The organism is Sabulicella rubraurantiaca (genome assembly GCF_017355885.1).
GTDB classification, from domain to species: Bacteria; Pseudomonadota; Alphaproteobacteria; order Acetobacterales; family Acetobacteraceae; genus Roseococcus; species Roseococcus rubraurantiacus.
Window position 1 is genome coordinate 38,939 of sequence record NZ_JAFEUU010000006.1, and the last position, 25,393, is coordinate 64,331.

Consider the following 25,393-nt stretch of genomic DNA (forward strand, 5'->3'; position numbering starts at 1 on the left):
CGCGGCATCCTTGCCCGTCCCGCGCCGGGCCGGCAAGGGATGGGGCTCAGGCGAAGAGCCGCCCTGGCGTGCGTGGCCCCGGCAGGAGGTCATAGGCGGGGGCGTAGCCGGGCATGGCGGCGAAGCGGGCGCGCCAGGCGGCGATGCGCGGAAAGGCTGCATGGTCGAGCGGCCATTCCGCTTTCGGATAATGGAGGTAGCCCTGCATGGAAATGTCGGCGATGCAGGGCGCGCTGCCCAGCAGGAAGTCTCGCCCTTCCAGCTGCTGCTCGACCACGCGGAAGGCCGTCTCCACCCGCGCTCGGAAGAAGGCGATCACCGCCGGGTCGGGGTTCTCCGCCCAGCCCAACAGGAAGCGCCAAGTGGCGAGGTAGGACGTGAATTTGTGGTTGTCGAAGAGCAGCCAGCGCAGCGCCTCGTCGCCATCAGCCGCGGCGAAGCGGCCGGAATGGCGCGAAAGATGCGTGAGGATGACGCCAGACTGCGTGAGGCGCTTGCCTTCGTGCTCCAGCACCGGCACCTCCCCCATCACGGAGATGCGGGACTTCCATTCGGCGGTGCGCGTCTCGCCGTGGAAGTAATCCACCCAGACGCCCTCCCACTCCGCGCCGCAAAGCGCGAGCATGAGGGCGACCTTGTAGCAGCCGCCGGACTCGGGAAAGCAGTGCAGACGCATTGGGGCCATCGGGAGATCCTCGCGCGAATCCTCCACCAGGATGACGCGGTGCTCGTGCTGGACAAGCCCGCGGGCCTGCCCGTGCATCGCGGGCCGCGCGGAGGCGCCTCGCTGGAGGATTGGGCGGAGGCGCTGCGCCAGGGCAAGCGCCATGCGCCGCAACCCGCGCATCGTCTGGACACGGACACGGCAGGCTGCCTTGCCTTCGGGCGCACCAAGCCCGCCATGGCGGCGCTGGGGCGGCTCTTCGCGGAAGGACGGGCCGAAAAGACCTACTGGGCCGTCGTGCGCGGCGAATTGCCCGAGGAGGGGGTGTGCGAGGCGAAGCTGCTCAAGCGCTCCACGAAGGAGCGGGGCTGGTGGATGGCGGTGGACCCGAAGGGGCAGGCGGCGCGGACGGAATGGCGCGTGCTGGGGCGCGGCGGCGGCCTCGCGGCCGTGGCGCTGCGCCCACGCACCGGCCGGACGCACCAGATCCGCGCTCATCTCGCCCATCTCGGCGCACCGATCCTGGGGGATGAGCGCTATGGCGGCGGCGCCGGGCGGCTGCACCTGCTGGCGCGGGAATTGCGGCTTCCGCTGGAAGCGCCGGTCCGCGCCACCGCGACGCTGCCGCCGCACATGGAGGAGGCGTGGCGGCGATGCGGCCCGCCCTGATCCTGCCGCTGCTGGCGCTGCCACTGATGGGGCAGGGGCTGCCACGCCCGCGCTGCGACTTCGCCAGCGCCATGACGGCGCTGCGCGAAGCGGAGGTGATGGCCGGGCAGCCTGTCTCCGGACTGGTGCAGGGCCGTGAGCTGGGCGCATCGCTGCGCGCGGCGGCTGAGGCGCTGGCGCCGCGCCTCCTCGCCTGCGGCTGCCGGGACCTTGCGGCGCTGGCGCGCGAGGCGGCAGAGGCGGCCGCGCCGGCGGAAAGCGAGGGCAGCGCCGCGCGCATCGCCGGGGCGCTGGAGAATGCGCGCTTCCGCCTGCGTCTGGTGCGCGAGGGGTTCGGCGCTCAGGGCTGCCGCTGAAGCGCCGGAAGAGCGGCAAAGACCAGATAGCCGACCAGCGAGGCCAGTCCCGGCCCGCTGCCGAGATGCGCGAGCCAGGCGGCGAAATCCCATCCGCGCAGCACCCGGCCCAGCGCCAGTTCCATCCCGAGCAACAGGAGCAGCGCCAGACCGCCCATCAGCCAGCGCGCCGCGCCGCGCGGCACCGCCATGCGCGCCACGATCCACCCGGCGAGGAACCAGGACCACAGCAGCACCAGCGGCAGCTCCAGCAGCGTGGCGAGCAGGGCACCAGTCCAGGGCGTCAGCAGGAACTCGCGCAGCGGACCGAGCAGCGCGCCCAGCGCAAAGACAGCCAGGACGTAGAGCAGCGCGGCCGGGGCGGCGCGCCTCACCGCACCCGCAGCTCCACCCCCACCGCCGCGCCGCCGGCATCCAGCACGGAAAGCCGGTAGCGGCCCGGGCCGGGCGGGGTCCATGCGGCCTCACGCCGCGCGGGATCGGAAGGGATGGGCGCGCCATCCACCAGGAAGGAGAGGGGGCGCTGGCCGCCCCCGGCGCGGATCACCACGCGCCCCGCTTCGGCCAGGGCCGCGCCGGGCGGCGGAAAGACGAGGCGCAGCGCATCGGTGCCCGCCAGGGCGGGCGCGGCGGCCGGGCGCGCGGGCAGGGGCGCGCGCGGCGCGGCAGGCAGGCGCTCGAAGACCTGCGTCAGCACGGGCAGGGCAAGGCGCGCCCCGGTGGCGCCGGGCATGGCGGTGCCGTCGGGCCGCCCGACCCAGATTCCGACCGCGTGGCGCCGGTCCAGCCCCACCGCCCAAGCATCGCGCCCGCCCCAGGAGGTGCCGGTCTTCCAGGCAATGCCAGCTGGGCCGCCAAAGGGCTGCACCAGCGCGGCGAGGGCAGCTTCGGCGGCGCGGCGCTCCACCGTCTCGGGCAGGCGCGCATAAAGGGTGACGAGCTCGCGCAGCGTGATGCCGACGCCGCCCAGGGCCAGGGGCAGGGTGGGGACGGCGCCCGGCGGCAGGCGCGGCGTAGCCCCGGCGCGCTTCATGGCGGTGGCCATCCGCACCGGGCCGACCGCCTCCAGCATCGCCACGGCGGGTCCGTTCAGGCTCTGCCGCAGCGCATCCGCGACGGAAAGCCGTCCGGCGAAGGCGCGGTCGAAATTCTCCGGTGCATAGGTGCCGAAGCGGCGCGGCAGATCGTCCAGCAGCGTGTCAGGCCGTGCCAGCCCGGCTTCGAAGCCCAGCGCGTAGACCAGGGGCTTCAGCGCCGAACCCGGCGAGCGCACGGCGCGGGTGAGATCCAGGTGGCCGGCGCGGACGGGGTTGTTCCAGTCGCCGCCGAACAGGGCGCGGAATTCTCCCGTTTCGATCTCCATCACCGCGATGGCGATCGAGACCTGCGGCGGCAGGCGGTCCAGCGCCTCGCGCGCCAGCGCCGTCACGCCGCGCTGCAGGTCGAGGTCGAGCGTGGGCATCGCGGTCAGCGGCGCGTGGCGGGGCAGGGGGTGGCGGCGCGTGGGCAGGGCGGCGTGGGCGATCTCCGCGGGCGTGGCGAGGCCGGGGGCACGCTGGTGCAGCACCGCGTCGCGGGCGATGCGCGCGGCTTCCGGATGGCGGTCGGGGCGGGCGCGGGCCGGCTGCCGCGCCAGGGCGAGGAGCAGGGCGGTCTCGGCCGGGTCCAGCGCATGGAGCGGCCGCCCGAACCAAGCCAGCGCCCCGGCCCGCAGCCCTTCGAGATTGCCGCCTTGCGGCGCCAGGGTCAGCCAGACCGAAAGCACGCCCGGCTTGCCCAGGCGCCATTCCAGTTGCAGCGCCCGCAGCGCCTCGATGGCCTTGCTCCGCAGGGTGCGAGGGCGTGGTTCCAGCAGGCGCGCCGTCTGCATGGAGAGGGTGGAGCCACCGGACACCACCCGCCCGGTGCGCGCCCATTGGCTGGCGGCGCGAGCCAGGGCCAGCGGGTCCACGCCCGGATGGTGGGGGAAGCGTGCATCCTCCGCCCGCAGGAGCTGCGCGAGGAGGTGGGGCGGAGCGTCCTCCGGCGCGGTGCGAAGGCGCCATGTCCCGCGCGCGACGGGGATGGCGTGCAGCAGGCGGCCGTCGCGGGACGGGATCTCGGCCGAGACAGCCTCGAAGCGCGACAGATCGGGCGGCAGGGCGCGGTCCAGCGCCCAGAGCCCGACGGGAAGCGCCAGGAGCAGGGGCAGGAGAAGGAGCGCGCGGCGCATCACCGCCCCAGCCTACACGGACACGCTTCCCATGCGAGCCGCCATCACATGGGCGGCAGGTCGGTCTGGAGGCCGCCGGAAAGGATGAGCTCCATCATGTAGGCGTGACCCTCCCGCACGAAGTGGCGATAGGAGCGCACGCCGAATTCGTGCGGAAAGAAGACGTGGAAGATCTCGGTGATGTCGTCGAGCGTGGCGAAGTCACGCTCCGGATACTGGGCGAGGACCTGCACCCGCGCATGCGGCGCCATAGTCGCGATCTGCACCACATAGGCGAGGTATTCGCCGCAGGCCCGACCCGGCTCGGCGACGCGGAAATTGTCGAACAGGATCGCGTGGGCCAACTCGTGCGCGACGAGGCTCACGTGCAGTTCTTCGTCCATCGGCAGGCGGAACATCAGGCGCCCGGGTTCGCGGAGCCAGGAAGCGGCGATGGAGGTGATCTGCACGATGCGGGTGGCGCGCTCGAAATGGCCCAGCACGCGAAGCCGGTCGGTCTCGGGGCCAAGCTCCACCCGCTCGGAGAAGACGAGTTCCACCGGTGCGTCCAGGCGGAGGCGATGCTCGCCCAGCAGGAAGGCGGAGACGCGGCTCCACGCCTCGCAGGCATGGTCGAGATCGGGCGGGTGTGTGTAGCGCACCAGCAGGAGGGGCGTGCCGCAATCCGCCAATCGCTGCTTGACGGGCTGCGCCATTGCGGCGCCAGCGAGGAAGGGCAGGAGGAAGGCCAGGGCCGTGAGGCACGGGCGAGAGACGGTGCGGGAGGCAGCAGGGACGAGCATGGAAGAAACTCCAACCTCGTGTGGCCGCACGGCGCGGGAGGGGCCACGTTGGGCTTCGCCACCCCGCGAAGCAATCGATGATTCATTCCTTTTGATTAATTACGGGGACGTGACGTCTGACGCTTCGCCGCCCTGCCCGGTCTGGAGACGTTGCTCCCGGGACATTCTTGCCAGGACGACGGAGGCGGCTCGATGGGATACCTGCTCGACGGGAAGTGGCACGAGGGCGACGCCACGGAGGCTGCGAAGGATGGGCGCTTCCAGCGCACAGAATCCGCCTTCCGGAACTGGCTCGGCGAAGGCGATTTCCCGGAGGAGGAAGGGCGGTATCACCTCTATGTCTCGCTGGCCTGCCCTTGGGCGCATCGCACGCTGATCCAGCGGGCGCGGCGGCGGCTCGAGGGAGTCATCGGCCTTTCGGTCGTGCATTGGCGGATGCGCGAGGGCGGGTGGAGCTTCCGCGAGGGTCCCGGCGTCATTCCCGACCCGGTGATGAATGCACGCTTCCTCCATGAACTCTATGCCAGGGCGGACCCGCATTATTCGGGCAAGGTGACGGTGCCGGTCCTGTGGGACCGAAGGACGAACCGCATCGTCAGCAACGAGAGCAGCGAGATCCTCCGCATGCTGGACCGCGCCTTCGGCGGCACGGGGGAACTGTACCCGGATGCGCTGCGCCCGGAGATCGACGCGGTGAATGAGCGCGTCTATCGCGACGTGAACAACGGCGTGTACCGCGCCGGCTTCGCCGCGAACCAAGAAGCGTATGAGGAAGCGGTGGGGCCGCTCTTCGAGACGCTGGACTGGCTGGAGGAGCGACTATCCGGCCAGCGCAGCCTCGTGGGCGGTCGGCTGACCGAGGCCGACCTCCGGCTCTGGACCACGCTGGCGCGGTTCGATGCGGTGTATGTCACGCATTTCCGCTGCAATTTGCGGCGGCTGGTGGATTATCCGAACCTCTGGGCCTATGCGCGTCGCCTCTACGCCCAGCCGGGCTTCGGCGAGACGACGAATTTCGGACACATCAAGCGGCACTACTTCCAGAGCCACCTGCGCCTGAATCCGAGCGGGATCGTGCCTGTCGGCCCGGAGGTGAACTGGAGCGAGTGAATTCAGGCGTGGAGGCCTGGCGCCTCCTGACCCGTCCGCGCCACGTATTCCGTGTAGCCGCCGCCATATTGCTGGACGCCCTCGGGCGTCAGCTCCAGCACGCGGGTGGAGAGCGCCGCCAGGAAATGCCGGTCGTGCGAGACGAAGAGCATCGTGCCCTCGTACTGCGCCAGCGCCGCCACCAGCATCTCCTTCGTCGCCATGTCCAGGTGGTTCGTCGGCTCGTCGAGCACGAGGAAGTTCGGCGGATCGTAGAGCATGCGCGCCATGGCGAGGCGAGCCTTCTCGCCACCGGACAGGACGCGGCACTTCTTCTCCACATCGTCGCCCGAGAAGCCGAAGCAGCCGGCGAGAGTCCGCAGCGATCCCTGCGGCGCCTGCGGGAAGGCGTACTCCAATGCTTCGAACACGGTGTGGTCGCCATCCAGCGATTCCATGGCGTGCTGCGCGAAATAGCCCATGCGGACGCTGCTGCCGACGGAGATCGTCCCGTCATCCGGCGGCGTCACGCCGGCCACCAGCTTCAGCAGGGTGGACTTCCCGGCGCCATTGACGCCCAGCACGCACCAGCGCTCGCGCCGCCGCACCATGAAGTCCAGACCGTCATAGATCGTGCGCTCGCCGTAGCGCTTGTGCACCGCGCGTAGATTCACCACGTCTTCACCTGAGCGTGGCGCCGGGCGGAAATCGAAGGAAACGCTCTGCCGCCGCTTGGGCGGCTCGACGCGCTCGATCTTCTCCAGCTTCTTCACGCGGCTCTGCACCTGCGCGGCGTGCGAGGCCCGCGCCTTGAACCGCTCGATGAAGCTGATCTCCTTCGCCAGCATGGCCTGCTGCCGCTCGAACTGGGCCTGCTGCTGCTTCTCGTTCAGCGCGCGCTGCCCTTCGTAGAACTCGTAGTCGCCCGAGTAGGTGGTGAGCGTGCCGCCATCGATCTCGATGACCTTGCTAACCACGCGGTTCATGAACTCGCGGTCGTGCGAGGTCAGAAGAAGCGCGCCCTCGAAACCCGCCAGGAACTGCTCCAGCCAGATCAGGCTTTCCAGGTCCAGGTGGTTGCTTGGCTCGTCGAGCAGCATGACGTCGGGGCGCATGAGCAGGATGCGGGCCAGCGCCACGCGCATCTTCCAGCCGCCCGAAAGGGCGCCCACGTCGCCATCCATCATCGCCTGGCTGAAGCCCAGCCCCGCCAGCACCTCGCGCGCTCGTCCTTCCAGCGCATAGCCGCCGAGTTCCTCGAAGCGCGCCTGCACCTCGCCGAAGCGCTCGATGATGCTGTCCAGCTCATCGGCCTGGTCGGGGTCCGCCATGGCGGCCTCCAGTTCCGCCAGCTCCGCGGCGACTTCGCTGACCGGGCCGGCGCCGTCCATCACCTCGGCCACGGCCGGGCGCCCGGCCATCTCGCCCACATCCTGGCTGAAGAAGCCGATGGTGACGCCACGATCCACCAGGACCTGCCCCTCGTCGGGGGCTTCCTGCCCGGTGACCAACCGGAAAAGCGTCGTCTTGCCGGCGCCGTTGGGGCCGACCAGGCCGATCTTCTCCCCCTTCTGGAGCGCCGCCGAGGCCTCCACGAAAAGGAGCTGGCGGCCGTTTTGCTTGGAAACGTTGTCAAGACGGATCATGGGAGGGCGAAGGCTTCGGGACCGTGGTGGCCGGCCTTATGCCACGAGGAGCCACGAGGACCAGGGGCGCCTCACGCGGGCTCCTTCTCCCGCTCCGCCATCATCTCCCGGAAGGCTGGCCGGGCCTGGCAAGCCGCCAGCCACGCCTTCACCCGCGGCGCGGCCTCGAACAGCTCCGGCGCGGGCTGGGCGTAACGGATCACCTCCGCCAGGTTCAGGTCGGCGACGGTGAAGCGGCCACCCACCAGCCATCCATCCTTCGCCAACGCCTCTTCCAGCACGGCGAAGGGTTGGCGCAAGGCGGCAATCGCGGCCTCGGCCACGGCGGGGTCGCGCTGATCCGGCGGGTAGCCGAGGCGGTGGTACAGCACGTTGATCGTGTGCGGCTCCGCCTCGGTCATGGCCCAGAGGCTCCACTGCGTCATCAGCGCATCCTCGGCCAGGTCCTTCGGCGCCAGCGGGCCGCCATGCTTCTTCGCGAGGTAGAGGTTGATGGCGAGGCTCTCGCACAGCACCAGTCCGTCATCCTCCATGGCCGGTATGCGCCCGTTCGGGTTCACGGCGCGGAACTCGGGCGAGGTGGTGTTGAGCGGCGCACCGGGCGCCGAGGCGTCGGGCAGGCGGTAGCCCTGGATGACCGGGACATGCCGGAAAGGCACGCCCAGCTCCTTCAGCAGCCAGACATTGCGCGATGCGCGGGAGCGGAGGACGCCGTGGATCGTGACCATGCTTCAGGATTCCTGACCGTAACGGAAGACGCGAGGTGGGGGCACGTCGGCGAAGATGTCATCGTCCTCGCCATCCGCGTCCACCCAGGCTTCGAGGATGTCCAAGGAAAGTGGGAAGCTTTCGCCGCTCTCCTCGAATTCGCTGTCCACCTCGTCCCAGCTGGCCCGGGCAAGCCCCTCAGGCGGCAGGTGCAGGGTAACGGGATCGTCGCCCGACGGGGGTGAGTCGGCCCAAAGCCTCTCGTCCAGATGGGCGAAGGGCGGACAGCGCACCGCCGGACCGAAGTTCAACGTCAGGAGGGCCACCTCGCGCACGTGCCCGTCCACCTCCATGGCGAAGCGGCCATCGGGAAGGCGGAGCACCGGCTGCTCCTTGGCATGGAGCCGATGCTTTCCATCGCGATCCGTGATCACCAGATCGACGGCCACGGTCTCATCCTGCATGGTCAAGCGGTCATCCTTCCCCTTGGGGGAGGATCATACCACACCCCCTACCCGTTTTCGCGGTCCAGACGCATATCTTGCGTCCATGGCCGCCCCCGCTCCGCGTCACGACGACGCGCCCGAACCTTCCTTCGTTGACCTCCTGGCCCAGCGTCCGGCGCTGTCCATGGACGCCCTTGCCGGCCTCATGATGGAGGAGGTGCCTCTGGCGCGCATCGCCCAGGCGGTGGGCACCCCCACCTGGGTTTATTCCGCCGGCACGCTGCGCCGCCGCGCCCGCACCCTCTGCGATGCGCTGCGTGATGCCGGGCTGGACGCCACAGTGCATTTCGCGACCAAGAGCAACCCGAACCTCGCCGTGGTCGCGCTGCTGGCCGGCGAAGGCCTGGGCGCCGACGTGGTGAGCGAGGGCGAGCTGCGCGCCGCCCGCGCCGCCGGCGTCCCTGCCTCGGGCATCGTGTTCAGCGGCGTCGGCAAGTCGGAACGGGAGATGCGCCTCGCCATCGCCGAGGACATCCTGCAGATCAACCTGGAAAGCGCGGAGGAGGCGGAGATGCTGTCCGCCCTCGCGCAATCCCTCGGCCGCCGCGCCCGGGTGGCGCTGCGCGTGAACCCGGATGTGGATGCGCGCACCCACGCCAAGATCACCACGGGGCTGACGGAGAACAAGTTCGGCGTGCCCATCGCCCTGGCGCCGGCGCTCTATACGCGGCTTTGCGAGATGCCGGGGCTGGAGGTGGTGGGGCTGGCCACGCATATCGGCTCGCAGATCACGCAGGGCGTTGGTTCCTACGCCGCCGCCTATGCCCGCCTCGGCACGCTGGTGCGGGAGTTGCGGGCGCAGGGCCTGCCGGTCGAGCGGGTGGATTGCGGCGGCGGCCTCGGCATCCCCTATCGCGACGAGATCCCGGCCAGCCCCGCCGCGCTGGCGGGCGCCATCAAGGCCGGGCTGGGCGATGCCGGGGTGAGGATCATGCTGGAGCCGGGTCGCTGGATTGCTGGCCCGGCCGGGGTGCTCCTGTCGCGCGTGGTGATCGAGAAGCAATCCGTGGGCCGGCGCTTCGTGATCCTGGACGCAGCGATGAACGACCTGCTGCGCCCCGCCATGTACGAGGCGTGGCACGGCATCCTGCCCGTCTCGCCCGCCGCCTTCCACGCGCCGCAATCCCCGGCCGACGTGGTGGGCCCGGTCTGCGAGAGCAGCGACACCTTCGCCAAGGGGCGCAACCTTCCGGCCCTGCCGCCCGCTTCTCTCGTGGCGTTCCTCGATGCAGGCGCCTACGGTGCGAGCATGAGCAGCACCTACAACGCCCGGCCTCTGGCCGCGGAGGTGATGGTGAACGGGTCCGACTGGTCCGTGGTGCGCGAACGCCAGGGATACGAGGAATTGCTGGCCGGGCAGCGCGTGCCTGACTGGATCGCTGATCCTGGCGGGGCGGTTTGACGGCCGGCCAGCAGGTTTATTTTTGCCCTGAGGCGCCGGGCGGCGCCTCCGGCGCCTTGGCTTCGCCGCGCCACGGTTGTGCTGGCTGGGTTGTTGGTTTAGCGGCGCCGGCCGCGTTGCGGCCGGATCTTGATGGGTGGTCGCCTGCGCCCCGCACATGGAGCCCTCCCCATGCGTGACCTCGCCCTGAAGCGCCGCCTCGCCCGCCTCGCCTTGTGGTGGGAGGGGGCGTGGCTGGCGGCCTGGCCGGTGCTGGCGGTGCTGGGGCTGTTCCTGGTGTTCGCGTGGAGCGGCCTGCCCGCGCTGCTGCCGGGCTGGGCACATCTGCTGGTCCTGCTCTGTTTCGCGACGGCGCTGATCCTGGCGCTGCGCCAAGGCTGGCGCGGGCTGCGACGGCCCGATGCCGCCCAGGCGGACCGGCGGCTGGAATCGGCTTCCGGGCTGCGCCACCGCCCGCTGGCCGCGCTGGAGGACCAGGTGGCCGGCGGCGATGCCGGGCTCTGGGCCGCGCATCAGGAGCGGATGCGGGCCAGGATCGGGCGGCTGCGCGTGGGCTGGCCGCGCCCCGGCCTCGCGGCGCGGGACCGGCGGGCCCTGCGCGCCGGGCTCGGGCTCTCCGTGCTGGCAGCCCTGGTCGTGGCCGGCACCGACGCGCCGGCGCTGCTGCTGCGCGGAATGCAGCCGCGCCTTGCCGGGTCGGTCGCCGCCGCGCCGGCGCTGCGGGTCGAGGCCTGGGTGACGCCGCCCGCCTATACCGGCGCGCCTCCGGTCTTCCTGCCCGCAGGGGGCGGCTCGGCCACCGTGCCCGCCGGGTCGCGGCTGCAGCTTGCCGTGTCCAACGCCGCCTCGCCCTCCGCCGAGGGCATCGTGCTGCAGCCGCTCGGCGGCACCTCCCATGGCGGGGAGGCGGTGATGGAGCAGGGCACGCGCATCACGCTGCGCGATGGCGGGCGCGAGGTCGCGACTTGGTCGCTGGCGGTGCAGCAGGACGCGCCGCCCGTGGTGCGCTTCCCGGAGGCGCCGTCGCGCGCCCCGCGCGGTCTCGGCATCCGCCTGCCCTGGCAGGTGGAGGATGATTGGGGTGTGCTGGCGCTGCGGGCGGAAATCCGCCTCGTCGCGCGCCCGACGGCGGCGCCCGTCGTGCTGGATGTCGCCCTGCCCACCGCCGCGCCGCGCCAGGCCCGTGGCCAGATGCCGACCGAGCTGTCGGCGCATCCCTGGGCCGGGCTGCCGGTCACGCTGCGCCTCGTCGCGCGGGACGGGGCGGGGCAGGAGGGCCAGTCGGAGGAGGCGTCGCTCGTCCTGCCGGAGCGGTCCTTCAACCACCCGGTTGCGCGCGCGATCATCGCCGTGCGCAAGGCGCTTTCCGTCGCGCCAGAGGAGCGGGTGGCGGCGATGCGCGCCCTGGACCGCATCGTGGCCGAGCCGGAGGCCTTCGAGCACGACGCCGCGACGCAGCTTTCGCTCCGCACCGCCCGAACGCAGCTGCAGCGCGACCGGCGCGAGGCGGCGGTGGGCGAGGTGCAGGAACTCCTCTGGGAAACCGCGCTGGCGCTGGAGGAAGGGCGCGACGGCCGCACCGCCCGTGCCATGGCCGAGGCGCAGGAGGCGCTGCGCGAGGCGCTGGAGCAGAGCGAGCGCCAGCCGGGCGACCAGCAGGCACGCGAGGAGTTGCGCCAGCGCATCGAGGAGCTGCGCGAGGCGATCCGCCGCCACCTGGAGGCGCTGGCCGAGAGGCTCCAGCGCGAGAATGCCGAGGCGCTGCCCTATGACCCGCAGCAGCGCATGATGGATGGGCGGGACATGGAGCGCCGCACCCGCCGCATGGAGCAGGCGGCGCGCGAGGGCCGCACGGAGGATGCGCGGCGCGAGCTGGCGGAGCTGGAGGAGATGCTGCGCGCCTTGCAGGAGGGGCGCGTCGCGCGGGGCGAAAGCCCGCAGCGCCAGGGCCAGCGCCAGCGCGGCCAGCAGCAGATGGGCGCCGTACAGGACCTGCTGCGCCGCCAGACCGAGATGCTGGACCAGGGCCAGCGCCGCGCTGACGAGGAGGATCGCCGCCGGCCGCAGACGCGCCGCAACCAGTCCTCGCCGCCCCCGGATGCGGAGACGGAGCGGCAGCGGCGCGAGGAGGCGCGGCAGCAGCGCGCCCTGCGCCGCGCCCTGGGCGAGCTGATGCAGCAGCATGGCGACCTGACCGGCGAGGTGCCGGAAGGGCTCGGCCGCGCCGGCCAGGCCATGCGCGACGCGCAGGAGGCGCTGAGCCAGGGCCGCGACGCCCGCCCCTCGCAGCAGGAGGCGATCCGGCGGCTGCAGGAAAGCGGGCGGCAGATGGCGCAGCAGATGCAGCGCCAGTTCGGTGGCCAGGGCCAGGGTGAAGGCGAGAGCGGCGAGGACATGGCCGGCGACGCCGAGGGCGGCAACGAGGATGGCGAGCAGGAGCTAGGCGAGGGGCGCGACCCGCTGGGCCGCCGCGGCCGCGAGGCGACGGGGCAGGCGGATAACGGCTCCGACACCCGCGTGCCGGATGAGGCGGAGCTGCTGCGCACCCGCCGCCTGCAGGACGAGCTCCGCCGCCGCGGCGCCGAACGCGCCCGCCCGGTGGAGGAGCTGGACTACATCGACCGGCTGCTGCGCCGCTTCTAGCGGCGCATCAGTCCGGTCCGTGCCCTCGGGCGGGAATTACGCCAGCAGGCTCCATGCATCGGTCTGCGTGGGCAGGTTGCCCGACCAGAGCCGCGTCGTGCCGTCCATCTCCCACAGGCGATAATCGCCTTCGCCGGAGCGCCAAAGGATGTCGGCGCGGTCGTCGCCGCTGTAATCGGCCAGGGCGGCGAAGCTCCAGCCATCGCCCGGCCCGCCCAGCGTCGCCTCGGCCTGCCGCCCGGTCTCGTCCAGGAGCCAGAGGCGCAACCCTTGCTGGGCCGGGTCCCACCACAGCAGGTCGGCGCGGCCATTCCCGTCCAGGTCGCCCGAACCGGCGAGGTCCCAGTCGGCGCCGCGCGTCCCGAGGAAGAGCGTGTCAGTGATGGCGAGCCCCTCGCAGGCCCAGAGGAAGACCTCGCCCGCCGGTGCGCAGAAGATCTGGTCGGCCCGGCCATCGCCGGTGGCGTCTGCGGCGGCCAGCCATTCCCACCCCGTGCCCAGCCCCGCGGGAACCCCGCCCTCCAGCGTCAGGAAGCCGATTTCCGTCGCCGTCCAGCCGGCCAGGAACCCCGTCTCGTGCTGCCACACCAGGTCGGCCCGGCCATCGCCGTCCAGATCGGCCAGAGCGCGCACCGCCCAGCCTTCCACGACCCCCAGATCCACCGTGGTCCAGGAATCCGCGAGGCTGACGGTGAAGCGCAGGGCCCCGTCCACGCCGCGCCACAGGATGTCGGCACGGCCATCGCCCGACCAGTCACCGGTCGTCACCAGCGTGTCGGTGGCCGCGATCGACGCGCCGTTCGGCGAGAACCCGGCCGCCCCCTGCAAACCGTCGCCATGGAGGCGCCAGATCTGCATCGCGCCGTCGCCGTTCCGGAACAGCAGGTCGCCATAGCCGTCGCCGGTGAAGTCCGTGGGGCGGGCCATGCCCATGGCGCGCAGCCCATCCAGGAAGACCAGCCCCTCGACCGAGGAAAGATGGTCCATCCCCTCGGCAGAGGAGACGCGGACCGTACCGTCGGCCAAGCGGTCGATCACCGCGTCGCCCCGGTTCACGCCGAAGATGGCGAAGTCGCGCCCGACGCCGCCCGTCAGCTGGTCATTGCCCTCATTGCCGATCAGCGTGTCGCGCCCTGCCCCGCCGCGCAGCGCGTCGGCCCCGCCGAAGCCCATCAGCAGGTCGTCGCCCCAGCCGCCATCGAGCGTGTTCGCCGCGGCCGAGCCGCGCAGGTCATCGCCCGCAGCGCCACCGAAGGCGTGGCGCAGCGCGTGCTCGGGGGCGAGGGTGACGGCAATCCCATTCAGTGAACCGGTGCCGGCCGAAAGGTCGAGAACGACGCGGCCCGTCATCGGCGCGGCGTTGATCGCGTCCTGCCCCGGGGTGCCCAGCACGACACGCCCCGGCTCCGCCGCGACGGCCAGGGCGAAGTCGTCGGTATAGACCGCCTGGCTGCGGAGGTCGGGCGACGGTTGGGTGCCCGCCGCATCCTGCCAGAGGGAGTCACCGGTCAGCAGCAGCCCCGCCGATTTGAGGCTGCCGCCCACGCCGCCATCCTTGGTCGAGATGACCAGCGTCCAGGTGCCCACCGCGGACTCGCCCCAGAAGCCCGGCGTGCCGAGCAGGGAGGGCCCGGGCCAGGGATAAGGGTTCACGTAGTCCGGATCGCCATAGTCATTCGGCATGAAGGTGTTGCCGGTGGTGGTGAGGAGGCGGATGCCGGTGCCGTCCGGCGAGATCAGTTCCACCGTGAGGTCGGAGGGGCGCGCGGCGTCGAGGTCGAGCGTCAGCTCGACCGCGTTCAGCCGGAAGCCCGGAAGCGCTTTCTCGGGCTGCAGGATGTTGAAGGTGACGAGGAGCGGCGCGCCGGAGGCGAAGCCCGACCCCAGTCCGGCACTGGGCGAGGCCAGGCTGGTGACGAGGTTGTGCTCGGTGCGCTGGGCCGTCCAGGTTTCGGCGAGGCGAATGGCGGCTCCGGCATCGGCCAAGCCGAAGCCGTAATCATGGGAGAAAGTCAGCCCACCGCCATTCTTGTTGCCCGCCGAATTCTCCAGCCATTCGCTGCGGAACCAGCTGTCATGGCCCGGCGTCCCGGCCAGCGTGTCGGTCAGCCGCGCCGTGTAGGCCAGGATCTCCATCACGTCGCGGTAGCCGAGCTCGGGATTGGCCTCGAGCATGAGGGCGACGACGCCCGAGACGGTGGGCGCGGCGGCGGAGGTGCCGTTGAACCCGGTGTAGTCGCCACCGAAGCGGGCGGCGTCACCGTTGTAGCCGTTGGTGGTGCCGGCGCGGTCGGGCGCGGCGACGCTGTCGCCGGTGAGCAGCAGATCGTCGCCCGGCCCGCCGAAACCGGAGATGAAGAGGTTGCCGCCGGGGCTGCTGTAGGAGGAGATGACGCCGCGATTGTCCACCGCCGCCACGGCGATGGTGAAGCGGCTGGCGTTCATCGTCTCCGCCCCGCCATCATGCGGGGAGGGGGCGCCGGGCTCCAACCGCTCGTTGCCGTTGCTCTTCACCACGATGGCGCCGAGGCCGCCGCGCCCTTCGCGTGCCACCTGCTCCAGCGCGGCCAGGGTTTCCGCCTCGGGCTTGAGCCCGAAGGAGCCGCCGTAGGAGGCGTTGAAGATCGCCGCTCCGTCGAGGAGGCCCTGTGCGAAGGCATTGTCCGGATCCGCCGCATCCGCGCCAAGCACGCGGTAGGAGACGATCTTCGCGTCGGGGGCGATGCCGATCGCGCCGACCCCGTTGTTGCCGCTGGCAGCGATGATGCCGGCCACCGGGGTGGCGTGGTTGTCGTAGCCCGAGCCGATGCCGGTCGCGACCGGCAAGCCGGTGGCGAGGTTCGGGTCCGCCGGCACCGAGGCGCCCGCTGGGCGGGTCCACATCTGGGCGAGGAGGTCGGGATGGGTCGCCTCCACCCCCTCATCCATCACCGCGACGAGGACGTTGCGGCCACTCCAATGTCCCCAGGCATCGAGCAGGCGAAGATCCACGCCGGGCGTGCCACCGGCCTGGCCGGTGTTCCGCAAGTGCCAGGCAAGCGGAAAGATCGGGTCGTTGGGCGTCGCGGTGAAAGGCACGGATTTTTCCTCCGACCGCCTTGTCGCAGCGCCTGTCCCAAGGTTCCAGATAAGGGAATTACCGGAGGGAGCTTGTCGCCGTGTCCTTTGCGGCCTCGCCGATCCGTCGGGCCAGGGTTTCCGGGTCGAGATGCCCGCGCACCCGCAGCACCGGGCAGCCCGCCGCACGCCCCGCCGCCTCGCCCGCGTCGCTGTCCTCGACGACGAGGCAGTGCTCCGGCGCCTCCCCGCACAGCGCGGCGGCGCGGAGGTATAGGTCGGGTGCGGGCTTGGGATGGCCGACATCCTGGAAGGACAGGACGCGGCCCTCGAAGAAGCGGAGGAAGCCCAGCGTCTCCAGCTTCAGCCGCAGTTCGATGCGCGAGGAGTTGGAGCACACGGCCATCGTCATGCCGCGTGCTGCCAGCAGCGCCAGGCTGTCCGCCGCGCCGGGGATGGGGCCGAGGGAGCGCGCGATCTCCGCCTGGATCTCGCGCGACAGGGATTGCGTCCAGCCCTGGGGAAGGGGACCGGTGCAGCGCTCGATGCGCGGGATCATGTCCGGCAGGGCGATGCCGAGGAATTCGTGCTCCGCCTCCTCCGCCGTCATCGCCCAGCCGCGCGAGGTCAGTTCGCGCGCGACGATCTCGTTGATCAGGCGCTCGCTATCGGCCAGCACCCCATCGCAGTCGAACAGGACGGCGCGGATCAAGCCGCGCTTCTCTCGCTCGCGCGGGCGCGCGCATGCGGGCAGTCGCGATGCTCGCGCGGGCATTGCCGCGCGCCGGCGAAGGAGCAGAGCGTGCGGCCGGAATTGCGCGCACGCTCCACCAGCGCCGCGAGGGCAGCGATGAAACCGGCGTCGCTGTTCTGCGCCGGCACGCGGAAATAGCCGGGAATGCCGAGCTTCTCCGCCACTTCGCGATATTCCACGTCCAGCTCCACCAGCGTTTCCGAATGCTCGGAGACGAAGGCGATGGGGCAGATCAGCACGGCGACCTTCTCATGCGCCGCACGCTCGATCTCGTCCTCGGTGGAAGGGCCGATCCATTTCTGCGGCGTGACGCGCGACTGGTAGCAGGTGACGTGGTCGAGGCCGGGTTCGTCCAGCGCCCGCAGCACGGCAGCGACGGTCTGCTCCACCTGCCACTGATACGGGTCGCCCGCCTTCACGATGCTCTCGGGCAATCCATGGGCGGAGAAGAGCACGCGCAGCTTCGTGCCCGCCGGAAGCTTCGCCCGCGCCTCCTCCAGCGCGGTGTGCAGCAGGCGCGCGGCGGCGGCGGCATAACCCTCATCCGAATGGAAGCAGCACAGCGTGGTGGTGGGCACGTCGAGCCCGACCTTCCGGCACGCCTCCTCCCAGGCCGCGACGCTGCTGCCCGTCGTGGTGGTGGAATATTGCGGGTAGAGCGGCACCAGCACCGCCTCGTCCGGCGCCCAGTCCTTGGCGGCGCGCGCCGCCTCCTCGCTCATCGGGTGCCAGTAGCGCATGGCGATGAAGGAACGGTACTCGACCTCGCCGCCACCCGCATTCAGCGCGGCGTCGAGGTTTCGCGCCTGCTCCACCGTGAGTTCCAGAAGCGGCGACTTGCCGCCGAGCACCATGTAGTTCTCCAGCGCAGGCGCGGTGCGGCGCCAGGCGATCAGCCGGCCGAGCCAGGGCCGCACGAAGCCCGGCACGCGCAGGATGGCCGGGTCGGTGAAGAGGTTCACGAGGAAGGGCCGCACGCTCTCGGCCCGGTCCGGGCCGCCGAGGTTGAACAGGATCAGGGCAACGCGGCGTGGCTTGGAGGGAGGCATGGCGGGGAGATACCCCCGCCCGGCCGCAAATCAAGCCGCGCGGATGATCTCGAGCAGGCGTTCGACATGCGAAATAGGGGTGGGCTGCTCCACCCCATGGCCCAGGTTGAAGATGTGTGGCCGCCCGCGCAGCGCCTGGAGGATGAGCCGCGCCTCCACCTCCAGCGCCGTGCCGCCGGCGACCAGGGCCTCGGGGTCGAGATTGCCTTGCAGGGCGATGCCCTCCGGCACGTTCGCCGCGGCCCAGCCCGGGTCCATGCTGGTGTCCATCGCCACGGCCTGCATCCCGGCCTCGCGTGCATATTCCGCGAGGAGCGGCCCGGCGAGGCGGGGGAAGCCGATCATCGGCAATCCAGGATGGGCGGCGGCCACGGCATCGCGGATCCGCCGCGCCGGCTCGATCACCCAGCGCCGGAAGGCGGAGGGCGGCAATTGCCCGGCCCAGGAATCGAACAGCATCAGCGCCTCCGCCCCTGCCTCGGCCTGGGCCAGCAGATAGGCGATCGTCGCCTCCTCCAGCTTGCCGAGAATGGCTGCGAAAAGCTCCGGCTCGGCGTGCATCATGCGGCGCGCGGCGTGGAACTCGCGCCCGCCGCGCCCCTCGATCATGTAGCAGCCCACCGTCCAGGGGGCGCCGGCGAAGCCGATCAGCGTGACGCCCGGGTGGTCGCGGCCAAGGATGGCGCGGGTGCGGCGCACCGTCTCCATGACCGGCGCCGCCTTCGCCGCGGCCCCCGCCACATCCAGCGCATCGAGGCCGGCCCGGTCGGTGATGGGCGGCAGGCGTGGCCCCTCGCCCTCCACGAAGCGAAGCTCCTGCCCCATGGCCCAGGGCACGACCAGGATGTCGGAGAACAGGATGGCGGCATCCATGCCGTAGCGCCGCACCGGCTGCACCGTGACCTCGGAAGCCGCCTCGGGATCCATACACAGCGCCATGAAGGAGCCGGCGCGCGCACGCACCTCCCGATACTCGGGAAGGTGCCGCCCTGCCTGGCGCATCAGCCAGACCGGAGGGGGCGACACGGCCTCGCCGGCCAGGACACGGAGCAGCGACTTATCCGACATGCCCAGGCTTATCCTTTCAAAAAGGAAAAATAAGAAGGGTGAAGGTGGTTGTTGGAGGGTGTGGATAACGGGGATGCAACCTGTCCCCGGCTTGTCCACAGCGCCATCCCCAGAAGCCGGAGGGGAAGAAGCCGAGGACTGTGGCCGGTTTCGCCGCGATGGAAGCGCGATCCACAACCCTGGCCCGGAATCTCTCCCCCGGTGGAAGATTTGTGCCGGTTGTCCCCGACTCTCCCTGCGCCCTGGCGGAAGGGCGAAAGAATCCCCACAATCCCCACTCCTTTCCCCAGCCCGTCCACAGGCCCCCCATGCCCGGCCGAAACACCAACCTCCACCTCGTCAGCGACAGCACGGGCGAGACGCTAAACTCCATGGCCCGCGCCGTGCTGGCACGGTTCGACTCGCCGGGGGTGATCCAGCATCGCTGGTTCCTCGTGCGCTCGCGCCTCAACCTCGACCGCGTGATCGAGGGGATCGAGCATGAGCCGGGTCCGGTGGTCTTCACCCTGGTGGATTCCTCCTTGCGCCACTCGCTGGAGGAGGCGTGCCACCGCCTGGGCGTGCCCGCCCTCTCGCCCCTCGACGAGATGACGGAGATCCTGCAGGCCGAGATCGGTGCGCGGGCCAAGGAGCGGCGCGCGGCACAGCACGTGATGGACGCCGATTATTTCCGCCGCATCGACGCCATGCACTACGTGCTGAGCCACGATGACGGCCAGGGCACGGCCGGGATCCGCCACGCCGACCTCGTGCTGGTGGGGGTGTCGCGCTCCTCCAAGACGCCCACCTGCTTCTATCTGGCGAACCGGGGCATCAAGGCGGCCAACATCCCGCTCGTGCCCGGCGCGCCCCTGCCGCCGGAGCTGGAAAACCCGCCCTGCCCGGTGATCGGCCTGACCATCGATGCGGGATCGCTGATCGACATCCGCCGCAACCGGCTGAAGATCATCGGCGCCGGGGGCGTGCGCCAGGGCGAGAACGAATACGTAGACCCGGACGCGGTGAAGGCGGAGATCCTGGCGGCGCGCCGCCTCTGCTCCTCGCGCGGCTGGCCGGTGATCGACGTCACCCGCCGCTCCATCGAGGAAACGGCGGCGCTGATCATGCAGCAGGTGGAGCTCTGGCACACGCGGCGCCAAGGCGGCCCTGCGGCAAATCCCGAGGATCCTGCCGCCGCCATCATCGGGGTGGGGAACAAGCCGTTGGAGCCGCGCGTCGTCACCCATTCCACCTTGGGCCGCCGCGGCGGATGAGGCTGATCCTCGCGTCGCAGAGCGCCGCGCGGCGGCACATGCTGGAATCGGCGGGGCTTCGCTTCGAGGCGATGCCCGCCGCGGTGGACGAGGAGGCGATCAAGGAAGGCGCGCGCGCCGAGAAGATTCCCCCTGCCGATGCCGCGGCGATGCTGGCCGACGCCAAGGCGGCTCGCATCGCCCGCAAGCATCCCGAGGCAGTGGTGATCGGCGCCGACCAGCTCCTCGTCTGCGGCAGCGAATGGTTCTCCAAGCCCGAGGATCTCCAGGCGGCACGGCGGCAATTGCTGCGGCTGCGCGGACACCGGCACGAATTGGTGACCGCCGTGGTGGTGTGGCGCGACGGCGAGCGCGCCTGGCACCACGTCGCCACGCCGCGCCTCGTCATGCGCGACTTCTCCGAGGCCTTTCTCGATGCCTATCTGGCGCGCGAGGCGGAGCACGTCACGCACTCCGTCGGCGCCTACCGCATCGAAGGCCCGGGGATCGGACTGATGCGCGACGTGCAGGGCGACCACTGGGCCATTCTGGGCATGCCGCTGCTGCCCCTCCTGCGCTACCTGCGCGACAGCGGGGTGATCGAGGGCTAGGCAGGCGGTCTCGCGGCGCGCAGCTCGTCGCGGATCTCTGTCAACAGCTTCTCCGTCGGCGTCGAGGCGGGCGGCGCCTTGCCCAGCTCCTTCAGCCGGAGATGGGCGAGGATCCGCACCACCCAGAAGATCGCAAAGGCCACGATCACGAACTTGATGATCGTGTTGATGAAGCGGCCGATCGCCAGCACTGCCGCCCCGCCCTCGCGCGTCGCCTCGAGCGAGGCGCGGCGCTCGCCGCTCAACACCACGAAGATGTTGGAGAAATCCACCCCGCCGATCAGCGGGCCGATGATAGGGTTGATGAGATCTTCCACCAGCGAGGTGACGATGGTCGTGAAGGCCGCGCCGATGACGATGTCGACCGCAAGGTCGACCACGCTGCCGCGCATGAGGAAGGCCTTGAATTCCTGCAGCCAGACGGGTTCGCGGATGGGAAGATCGAGTGCCATCTCGCGGGGAAGCCTCCATTCGACCGGTCGACCCTAGCATCAGGCGGCCGCGGGCCATGGAAATCCTGGAGGCCACCGTCCAGGAGCAGCAATGGGGGCGAAGCGTCGCCCCGGGTGCGGGGGTGGTTCAGCTCGAAGGCTGCTCCACCGCGACCCGTGCGCTGTCCGCCGCTTCCGGCGCGTCGCGGTCGAGCCAGCGATGCAGGATGCCGCCCATCACCGCGCCCATGATGGGCGCCACCCAGAACAGCCAGAGCTGACCCAGCGCCCAGCCGCCCACGAACACCGCCTGGGAGGTGGAGCGCGCGGGGTTCACCGAGGTGTTGGTGACGGGGATGCTGATTAGGTGGATCAGCGTGAGGCACAGCCCGATCGCGACTGGCGCCAGCGAGGCCGGCGCGCGGCGCGAGGTGGCGCCGAGGATGACGACCAGGAACAGGGCGGTCAGCACCGCCTCGGCCAGGAAGGCGGAGGACATGGCGTAGCCGCCCGGCGAGTTCGCGCCATAGCCATTGGCTGCGAAATTGCCCAGCTCGAAGCCCGGCTTGCCGCTGGCGATGCCATAGAGCACCGCCGCCCCGAAGATCGCACCCAGAACCTGCGCCACGATGTAGGGCAGCGCTTCGGAAGCGGGAAAGCGGCCGGCGCTCACCAGGCCGAGCGTCACGGCGGGGTTGAGGTGGCAGCCGGAGACGTGGCCGATGGCGAAGGCCATGGTGAGCACGGTGAGGCCGAAGGCGAAGGACACGCCCAGCAATCCGATCCCGACCTCGGGAAAGGCGGCCGCCAGCACGGCGGAGCCGCATCCACCCAGCACCAGCCATGCGGTACCGATGAACTCCGCCGTCAGCTTCTGTGGGGACATCGCGATGATCTCCTGTCGCGCCCTTCTCGGCGCGAAACGGAGGCAATCATGCGAGAGCAGGCACGCGAAATATAATTCTGTGTATATTTCGTGCGCGTTTTCTTCCCCGGCGCCGCGCTATTCCCCGATGTTCAGCAGCGCCCCCTTCACCCGCGCCGCCTGGAATTGCGCGCGGAACAGCAGCGCCATCAACGCCAGCCAGACCACGTTCAGCCCATAGGCGGCGGCGAGGTGGCCCCACTCGGCGCGGTCCTCCAGCAACGCAGCGCGCATTCCCTCGAAGACATGGGCGGCGGGCAGGGCATAGGCCACCGGCTCCAGCCAGTCGGGCAGGATGGCGACCGGATAGAACACGGCGGCGAACGGGGTGAGGCCGAAGAGGATGCTCCAGGCCAGCGCCTCCGCCCCCGCGCCGAAGCGCAGGATCAGCGCGGTGACGCCCATGGCCACCGCCCAGCCCATCACCACCAGCGCGGTGAAGAACAGCACCAGCATTGGCCCCAGCCGCAGGATGTTGAAGCCGTACAGGAACCAGGCCAACGCCATGGCGGGGATCACCGCGATCAGCGTCCGCAGCACCGACATGGTCATCAGCCCTGCCACCAGCTCCCAAGGGCGCAGCGGCGAGACGAAGATGTGGCCGAGGTTGCGCGACCAGATCTCTTCCAGGAAGGAGATGCTGAATCCCATCTGCGAGCGCAGCGCCGCTTCCCACAGCAGCACGCCGCCGAGCAGCACTCCGGCCGCGGCCGAGGTGACGTTGTTCTGCACGCCGGCGAGGTAAGCGGTGATGAAGCCCCACACCACCATCTGCAGCACCGGCCAGTACATCAGCTCGATCAGCCGCGGCGGCGAGCGGCGGTAGAGGGCGAGGTGACGATAAACCAGGCCCCAGACGCGGCGAGTGGAGGAAGCGCCGTTCATGCCACCGTCTCCTCCACGCGCGTGCCGCGGGCGATGTCGAGGAAGACCTGTTCCAGATCGTCGCGACCGTAGCGCGCCAGCAATTCCGCCGGCGTGCCGCGATCCACCGCCTTGCCCTGCTTGAGCATCAGCACCTCGTCGCAGAGCCGCTCCACCTCACCCATGTTGTGCGAGGCGAGCAGGATGGCGCAGCCGGTTTCCGCCCGATACGCCTCCAGCCGCGAGCGCACCCAATCCCCCGTGTCCGGGTCGAGGCTCGCCGTCGGCTCGTCCAGCAGGAGGAGGTCCGGGCGGTTGATCAGCGCCTTGGCCAGCGCCACGCGCGTCTTCTGCCCGGCGGAAAGCTGCCCTGCCGGCCGGTCGAGCAACTCGGCGAGGTCGAGGTCGCGCGCCAGTTCCGCGATCCGCGCGGCGAGGCGCGGCACGCCATAGAGATGGCCATAGACGCGCAAATTCTCCTCCACGCTCAGCCGGTGCGGCAGGGCGATGTAGGGAGAGGAGAAATTCATCCGTGCCAGCGCCGCGAAGCGGTCGGCGGCCATGTCGTGGCCCAGCGCCACGATGCGCCCGGCGCTGGGCACCAAGAGGCCGAGCAGCATGGCGATGGTGGTGGTCTTGCCGGCGCCATTGCCCCCAAGCAGCCCCAGGGTGCGCCCGCGCCCGATGCTGAAGGACAGGGAATCGACAGCAGGGGGGCGTCCCGGCGCGTAGCTCTTGCTCAGCGCCTCGACGGTCAGGGCGGGGGTCATGGGGTGGGAAATGCGCCCGGACCCCGGAAGTGTCACCCCCGGAAGAGGGCGCCGCTGAAACGCGTGATGCCGCGCCGCCAGCCCCAGGCGATCGCGGCCGGACGATCCGCGTCCAGCAGCACGATGCCCTCACGCTCCGAAGGCAGCGAGGCGTCCAGCGCCGCACGCTCCGCCGCCCCGAGGGAGAGCAGCGAGGGTTCGAAGCGGAGGCGCAGCAAGGGGAAGTCTTGTTTCGCGAGGGGCAGGGCCAGGCATTGCCCCGGCGTGACGGCATCCAAACCCAGCGTCCAGCCCCGCACCCCCGCGAAGCGGCGCAGCCGGGCGAGGGGCCCCGGTTCCTCCAGCGCATCCTCCACCGGCACGGCAACGGCGAGATCGCGGCGCCCGAGCGGACCGAGCAGGGCTTCGAGGCGCAGGAACTCCGCCTCCTCCAGCGCCGCGAGGGAAAGGGACAGGGTGATCGGGCCGAACTGCCGTGCCTCCTCCGGCCGCGCCAGCCCGGCCAGGGCCCGGCGTTCCGCCTGGCAGCGGAAACGGCGGCGCTGCACGGGCGTGGGCGCGGTGCCGGGGAGCAGGAGGCGCCACAGCCCTTCCGTGTCCAGCTCCAGCGCCTCCTCCGCCAAGCGGGGCTCCTCCTCGCCGGGGCCGAGGCGCCATTGCGGGCGGCGGCGCAGATGCGCGGTGAGATCGGCGTGGCGGAGGCCGCGCAGCGCCGCCTCCAGCTCCGGCTGGGCAGGGGACGGAAGGGTGCGCGGTTCCTCAGGCGGGGCCGGCTTGGCGTCGAGGCCCAGCGCCGCTTCCACCGCCGTCAGAAGCGTGGCGGCCTCGGCGGGAAGCCGCAGCAGGGCCGCGTGGGTGTCGAGCAGCGCCTCGGGCAGGAGGCGGGCCAGTGCCTCGCGCGCCTCGGCCAAGTGCTCGCCAGGGGGCGGCGACAGGGCAACGAGGTCGCCGCCCGGCAGGGTGAAGAGCCGGGCGCGGGTGGGGCGCAGCACGGGGGCCATCGCCTCGCGCAGGAGGTGGCGGTGCCGGTCCTCCCGCCAGTCGCGCGGCAGGGCGGAAAGGCGCAGATGCAGCGCCCGGCGCTCCACCCCCGAGGCGGCGCAGTCGCGCATCAGCGTCGCGAGGGCGAGGGCGTCGCGCCATGCCTCCGCGGTGCCCGTCCTCGCGGTCATGGCGCCGCTTCGTGCAGGGCGTCGCGCGGCGCCCAGGCGGGACGCGGGCCGAGCAGGACGAGGCGCGGCGGAAGCGTGGGCGGCGGGGTGGGGCCAGGCGGGGCCAGGGCCCAGGCCTCGCCCCCATCCATCCAGCCCAGTGCTTCCGCATCAGCACCGATCAGCCCGTGGTCCCAGCCGGAGCGCGCGAGGGCGGCGCGGCGTGCCCGCAGCGCCGCCGGGCGGGACAGCGCCGGCAGCGGCAGCACCGCCACCGGCGCGCGCGGTCCGGTTCCGCCCCGGCCAGTGGGCGCCTCGGCCAGATCCTCCTCCGGGCATTCGAGGAACAGGCGCAGCCCGGGCCGCAGCGGTGGCGGGTCATGGGTCAGTCCGCGCAGCAGGGCACGACAGGCCTCCTCCCTCTCGCCGGGGCCAGGGGAAAGAAGCTGGCCGCGCGGGACGCCCTCCGCATCCAGGAGGAGGCGCGGGGAGGCGGGCCGGTCAGGCGCGGGTGGCGACGGGGTGAGCACGGCGTCGCCTTGCTGCGGCAGCACGAGTAGGCGGGGCGGCGGTCCCCCGAGCGCGGCGATGGCGTCGGCGGCGCGTCGGGCGGGCGCATCGGTGGCCCCCACCAGTGCCCAGCCCCCGCCGGGCAGGGGCAGGAGGACGCCGCCCCCGGACCAGGATGCCTCCTCCAGCAGGGCGCGCGCGAGGGCGCCTTCGGCCGCCACGGCCAGCGTGCCGGGCGGTGCTGTTGCGAAGGCTCCGGTGGAGCGGATCGGGTGCTGGCATCGTGGCAGGAGG

The 25,393-nt window shown here is 71.4% G+C and carries 24 protein-coding genes; 7 read left to right on the plus strand and 17 right to left on the minus strand.

Going from position 1 to position 25,393, the window contains the following annotated elements; genetic code table 11:
* Positions 1-46: 46 nt before the first annotated feature.
* On the minus strand, positions 47-685 hold the full coding sequence (locus JTJ31_RS12125; RefSeq protein ID WP_207538933.1) for a glutathione S-transferase family protein: 639 nt from the start codon (positions 683-685) through the stop codon (positions 47-49).
* Positions 686-730: 45 nt separating this feature from the next.
* Here JTJ31_RS12125 and JTJ31_RS12130 point away from each other — a divergent pair, with 45 nt between their 5' ends.
* A complete protein-coding gene (locus JTJ31_RS12130; RefSeq protein WP_328805724.1) occupies positions 731-1,333 on the plus strand; it encodes an RluA family pseudouridine synthase in 603 nt (200 codons plus the stop codon).
* Positions 1,318-1,689, plus strand: coding sequence for a hypothetical protein (locus tag JTJ31_RS12135; protein WP_207538934.1), 372 nt, complete (start codon positions 1,318-1,320; stop codon positions 1,687-1,689). Before JTJ31_RS12130 ends, JTJ31_RS12135 begins: the two co-directional genes overlap by 16 nt.
* Here the strand turns inward: JTJ31_RS12135 and JTJ31_RS12140 are convergent.
* From JTJ31_RS12140 to JTJ31_RS12150, 3 genes are read right to left on the minus strand one after another with little or no spacing between them, the layout of a single operon-like run.
* Positions 1,674-2,063: a hypothetical protein gene (locus JTJ31_RS12140; protein WP_207538935.1), complete on the minus strand. Its 390-nt coding sequence runs from the start codon at positions 2,061-2,063 to the stop codon at positions 1,674-1,676. The genes JTJ31_RS12135 and JTJ31_RS12140 overlap by 16 nt on opposite strands.
* Positions 2,060-3,901 carry a transglycosylase domain-containing protein gene (locus tag JTJ31_RS12145; protein WP_207538936.1) on the minus strand — a complete coding sequence of 614 codons (1,842 nt, stop codon included), beginning with the start codon at positions 3,899-3,901 and terminating at the stop codon, positions 2,060-2,062. Before JTJ31_RS12145 ends, JTJ31_RS12140 begins: the two co-directional genes overlap by 4 nt.
* A 44-nt stretch (positions 3,902-3,945) precedes the next feature.
* The gene (locus JTJ31_RS12150; protein ID WP_207538937.1) at positions 3,946-4,683 is read right to left on the minus strand and encodes a DUF6639 family protein; all 738 of its coding nucleotides are present in this window, start codon (positions 4,681-4,683) and stop codon (positions 3,946-3,948) included.
* A gap of 192 nt (positions 4,684-4,875) precedes the next feature.
* On the opposite strand from JTJ31_RS12150, the gene JTJ31_RS12155 reads away from it, so the two are divergent.
* Complete coding sequence (locus JTJ31_RS12155; protein ID WP_207538938.1) at positions 4,876-5,793, plus strand: glutathione S-transferase family protein; 918 nt, start codon at positions 4,876-4,878, stop codon at positions 5,791-5,793.
* Positions 5,794-5,795: 2 nt separating this feature from the next.
* Here JTJ31_RS12155 and JTJ31_RS12160 read toward each other — a convergent pair whose 3' ends face one another.
* The 3 genes from JTJ31_RS12160 to JTJ31_RS12170 form a co-directional block, all read right to left on the minus strand.
* Positions 5,796-7,418, minus strand: coding sequence for an ABC-F family ATP-binding cassette domain-containing protein (locus JTJ31_RS12160; RefSeq protein WP_207538939.1), 1,623 nt, complete (start codon positions 7,416-7,418; stop codon positions 5,796-5,798).
* Between the two features lie 71 nt (positions 7,419-7,489).
* The gene (locus JTJ31_RS12165; protein WP_207538940.1) at positions 7,490-8,146 is read right to left on the minus strand and encodes a glutathione S-transferase family protein; all 657 of its coding nucleotides are present in this window, start codon (positions 8,144-8,146) and stop codon (positions 7,490-7,492) included.
* Positions 8,147-8,149: 3 nt separating this feature from the next.
* The gene (locus JTJ31_RS12170) at positions 8,150-8,590 is read right to left on the minus strand and encodes a hypothetical protein (RefSeq protein ID WP_207538941.1); all 441 of its coding nucleotides are present in this window, start codon (positions 8,588-8,590) and stop codon (positions 8,150-8,152) included.
* 85 nt (positions 8,591-8,675) lie between these two features.
* Here JTJ31_RS12170 and lysA point away from each other — a divergent pair, with 85 nt between their 5' ends.
* Together lysA and JTJ31_RS12180 are read left to right on the plus strand one after the other, a co-directional pair.
* Complete coding sequence (gene lysA / locus JTJ31_RS12175) at positions 8,676-10,034, plus strand: diaminopimelate decarboxylase (RefSeq protein WP_207538942.1); 1,359 nt, start codon at positions 8,676-8,678, stop codon at positions 10,032-10,034.
* A 171-nt stretch (positions 10,035-10,205) separates the two neighbouring features.
* Positions 10,206-12,677 carry a TIGR02302 family protein gene (locus JTJ31_RS12180; RefSeq protein WP_207538943.1) on the plus strand — a complete coding sequence of 824 codons (2,472 nt, stop codon included), beginning with the start codon at positions 10,206-10,208 and terminating at the stop codon, positions 12,675-12,677.
* Positions 12,678-12,713: 36 nt separating this feature from the next.
* On the opposite strand, the gene JTJ31_RS12185 is transcribed toward JTJ31_RS12180, so the two are convergent.
* The 4 genes from JTJ31_RS12185 to hemE are packed head-to-tail and all read right to left on the minus strand — an operon-like array spanning position 12,714 to position 18,605.
* The gene (locus JTJ31_RS12185) at positions 12,714-15,755 is read right to left on the minus strand and encodes a S8 family serine peptidase (protein WP_207538944.1); all 3,042 of its coding nucleotides are present in this window, start codon (positions 15,753-15,755) and stop codon (positions 12,714-12,716) included.
* 58 nt (positions 15,756-15,813) lie between these two features.
* Positions 15,814-16,446 carry an HAD family hydrolase gene (locus JTJ31_RS12190; RefSeq protein ID WP_207538945.1) on the minus strand — a complete coding sequence of 211 codons (633 nt, stop codon included), beginning with the start codon at positions 16,444-16,446 and terminating at the stop codon, positions 15,814-15,816.
* On the minus strand, positions 16,443-17,537 hold the full coding sequence (gene hemH / locus JTJ31_RS12195; RefSeq protein WP_207538946.1) for a ferrochelatase: 1,095 nt from the start codon (positions 17,535-17,537) through the stop codon (positions 16,443-16,445). The genes JTJ31_RS12190 and hemH overlap by 4 nt, the downstream gene beginning before the upstream one ends.
* A gap of 30 nt (positions 17,538-17,567) precedes the next feature.
* On the minus strand, positions 17,568-18,605 hold the full coding sequence (gene hemE / locus JTJ31_RS12200) for a uroporphyrinogen decarboxylase (protein WP_207538947.1): 1,038 nt from the start codon (positions 18,603-18,605) through the stop codon (positions 17,568-17,570).
* A gap of 308 nt (positions 18,606-18,913) precedes the next feature.
* Between hemE and JTJ31_RS12205 the strand changes: the two genes are divergently transcribed.
* Together JTJ31_RS12205 and JTJ31_RS12210 are read left to right on the plus strand one after the other, a co-directional pair.
* On the plus strand, positions 18,914-19,858 hold the full coding sequence (locus tag JTJ31_RS12205) for a pyruvate, water dikinase regulatory protein (RefSeq protein ID WP_207538948.1): 945 nt from the start codon (positions 18,914-18,916) through the stop codon (positions 19,856-19,858).
* Entirely contained in the window at positions 19,855-20,448 is a 594-nt protein-coding gene (locus tag JTJ31_RS12210) for a Maf family protein (RefSeq protein WP_207538949.1), read from the plus strand. The genes JTJ31_RS12205 and JTJ31_RS12210 overlap by 4 nt, the downstream gene beginning before the upstream one ends.
* On the opposite strand, the gene mscL is transcribed toward JTJ31_RS12210, so the two are convergent.
* The 6 genes from mscL to JTJ31_RS12240 form a co-directional block, all read right to left on the minus strand.
* The gene (gene mscL / locus JTJ31_RS12215) at positions 20,445-20,900 is read right to left on the minus strand and encodes a large conductance mechanosensitive channel protein MscL (RefSeq protein ID WP_207538950.1); all 456 of its coding nucleotides are present in this window, start codon (positions 20,898-20,900) and stop codon (positions 20,445-20,447) included. The genes JTJ31_RS12210 and mscL overlap by 4 nt on opposite strands.
* A gap of 127 nt (positions 20,901-21,027) precedes the next feature.
* Complete coding sequence (aqpZ, locus tag JTJ31_RS12220; protein ID WP_207538951.1) at positions 21,028-21,765, minus strand: aquaporin Z; 738 nt, start codon at positions 21,763-21,765, stop codon at positions 21,028-21,030.
* A gap of 117 nt (positions 21,766-21,882) precedes the next feature.
* The gene (locus JTJ31_RS12225) at positions 21,883-22,689 is read right to left on the minus strand and encodes an ABC transporter permease (RefSeq protein ID WP_207538952.1); all 807 of its coding nucleotides are present in this window, start codon (positions 22,687-22,689) and stop codon (positions 21,883-21,885) included.
* On the minus strand, positions 22,686-23,438 hold the full coding sequence (locus JTJ31_RS12230; protein ID WP_207538953.1) for an ABC transporter ATP-binding protein: 753 nt from the start codon (positions 23,436-23,438) through the stop codon (positions 22,686-22,688). The genes JTJ31_RS12225 and JTJ31_RS12230 overlap by 4 nt, the downstream gene beginning before the upstream one ends.
* A 32-nt stretch (positions 23,439-23,470) precedes the next feature.
* Entirely contained in the window at positions 23,471-24,610 is a 1,140-nt protein-coding gene (locus JTJ31_RS12235) for a hypothetical protein (RefSeq protein ID WP_207538954.1), read from the minus strand.
* On the minus strand, positions 24,607-25,320 hold the full coding sequence (locus JTJ31_RS12240) for a hypothetical protein (protein ID WP_207538955.1): 714 nt from the start codon (positions 25,318-25,320) through the stop codon (positions 24,607-24,609). The genes JTJ31_RS12235 and JTJ31_RS12240 overlap by 4 nt, the downstream gene beginning before the upstream one ends.
* Between the last annotated feature and the right edge of the window lie 73 nt (positions 25,321-25,393).

What these genes read in the sequence shown, in the direction of transcription:
- JTJ31_RS12205 (WP_207538948.1), top strand. Translation starts at nt 18,914, where the DNA reads ATGCCCGGCCGAAACACCAACCTCCACCTCGTCAGCGACAGCACGGGC.
- JTJ31_RS12180 (WP_207538943.1), top strand. Translation starts at nt 10,206, where the DNA reads ATGCGTGACCTCGCCCTGAAGCGCCGCCTCGCCCGCCTCGCCTTGTGG.
- JTJ31_RS12125 (WP_207538933.1), bottom strand. Translation starts at nt 685, where the DNA reads ATGGCCCCAATGCGTCTGCACTGCTTTCCCGAGTCCGGCGGCTGCTAC.
- aqpZ (WP_207538951.1), bottom strand. Translation starts at nt 21,765, where the DNA reads ATGTCCCCACAGAAGCTGACGGCGGAGTTCATCGGTACCGCATGGCTG.
- JTJ31_RS12150 (WP_207538937.1), bottom strand. Translation starts at nt 4,683, where the DNA reads ATGCTCGTCCCTGCTGCCTCCCGCACCGTCTCTCGCCCGTGCCTCACG.
- hemE (WP_207538947.1), bottom strand. Translation starts at nt 18,605, where the DNA reads ATGTCGGATAAGTCGCTGCTCCGTGTCCTGGCCGGCGAGGCCGTGTCG.
- JTJ31_RS12165 (WP_207538940.1), bottom strand. Translation starts at nt 8,146, where the DNA reads ATGGTCACGATCCACGGCGTCCTCCGCTCCCGCGCATCGCGCAATGTC.
- JTJ31_RS12230 (WP_207538953.1), bottom strand. Translation starts at nt 23,438, where the DNA reads ATGACCCCCGCCCTGACCGTCGAGGCGCTGAGCAAGAGCTACGCGCCG.
- JTJ31_RS12135 (WP_207538934.1), top strand. Translation starts at nt 1,318, where the DNA reads ATGCGGCCCGCCCTGATCCTGCCGCTGCTGGCGCTGCCACTGATGGGG.
- mscL (WP_207538950.1), bottom strand. Translation starts at nt 20,900, where the DNA reads ATGGCACTCGATCTTCCCATCCGCGAACCCGTCTGGCTGCAGGAATTC.
- JTJ31_RS12210 (WP_207538949.1), top strand. Translation starts at nt 19,855, where the DNA reads ATGAGGCTGATCCTCGCGTCGCAGAGCGCCGCGCGGCGGCACATGCTG.
- JTJ31_RS12145 (WP_207538936.1), bottom strand. Translation starts at nt 3,901, where the DNA reads ATGCGCCGCGCGCTCCTTCTCCTGCCCCTGCTCCTGGCGCTTCCCGTC.
- lysA (WP_207538942.1), top strand. Translation starts at nt 8,676, where the DNA reads ATGGCCGCCCCCGCTCCGCGTCACGACGACGCGCCCGAACCTTCCTTC.
- JTJ31_RS12170 (WP_207538941.1), bottom strand. Translation starts at nt 8,590, where the DNA reads ATGCAGGATGAGACCGTGGCCGTCGATCTGGTGATCACGGATCGCGAT.
- JTJ31_RS12160 (WP_207538939.1), bottom strand. Translation starts at nt 7,418, where the DNA reads ATGATCCGTCTTGACAACGTTTCCAAGCAAAACGGCCGCCAGCTCCTT.
- JTJ31_RS12235 (WP_207538954.1), bottom strand. Translation starts at nt 24,610, where the DNA reads ATGACCGCGAGGACGGGCACCGCGGAGGCATGGCGCGACGCCCTCGCC.
- hemH (WP_207538946.1), bottom strand. Translation starts at nt 17,537, where the DNA reads ATGCCTCCCTCCAAGCCACGCCGCGTTGCCCTGATCCTGTTCAACCTC.
- JTJ31_RS12225 (WP_207538952.1), bottom strand. Translation starts at nt 22,689, where the DNA reads ATGAACGGCGCTTCCTCCACTCGCCGCGTCTGGGGCCTGGTTTATCGT.
- JTJ31_RS12155 (WP_207538938.1), top strand. Translation starts at nt 4,876, where the DNA reads ATGGGATACCTGCTCGACGGGAAGTGGCACGAGGGCGACGCCACGGAG.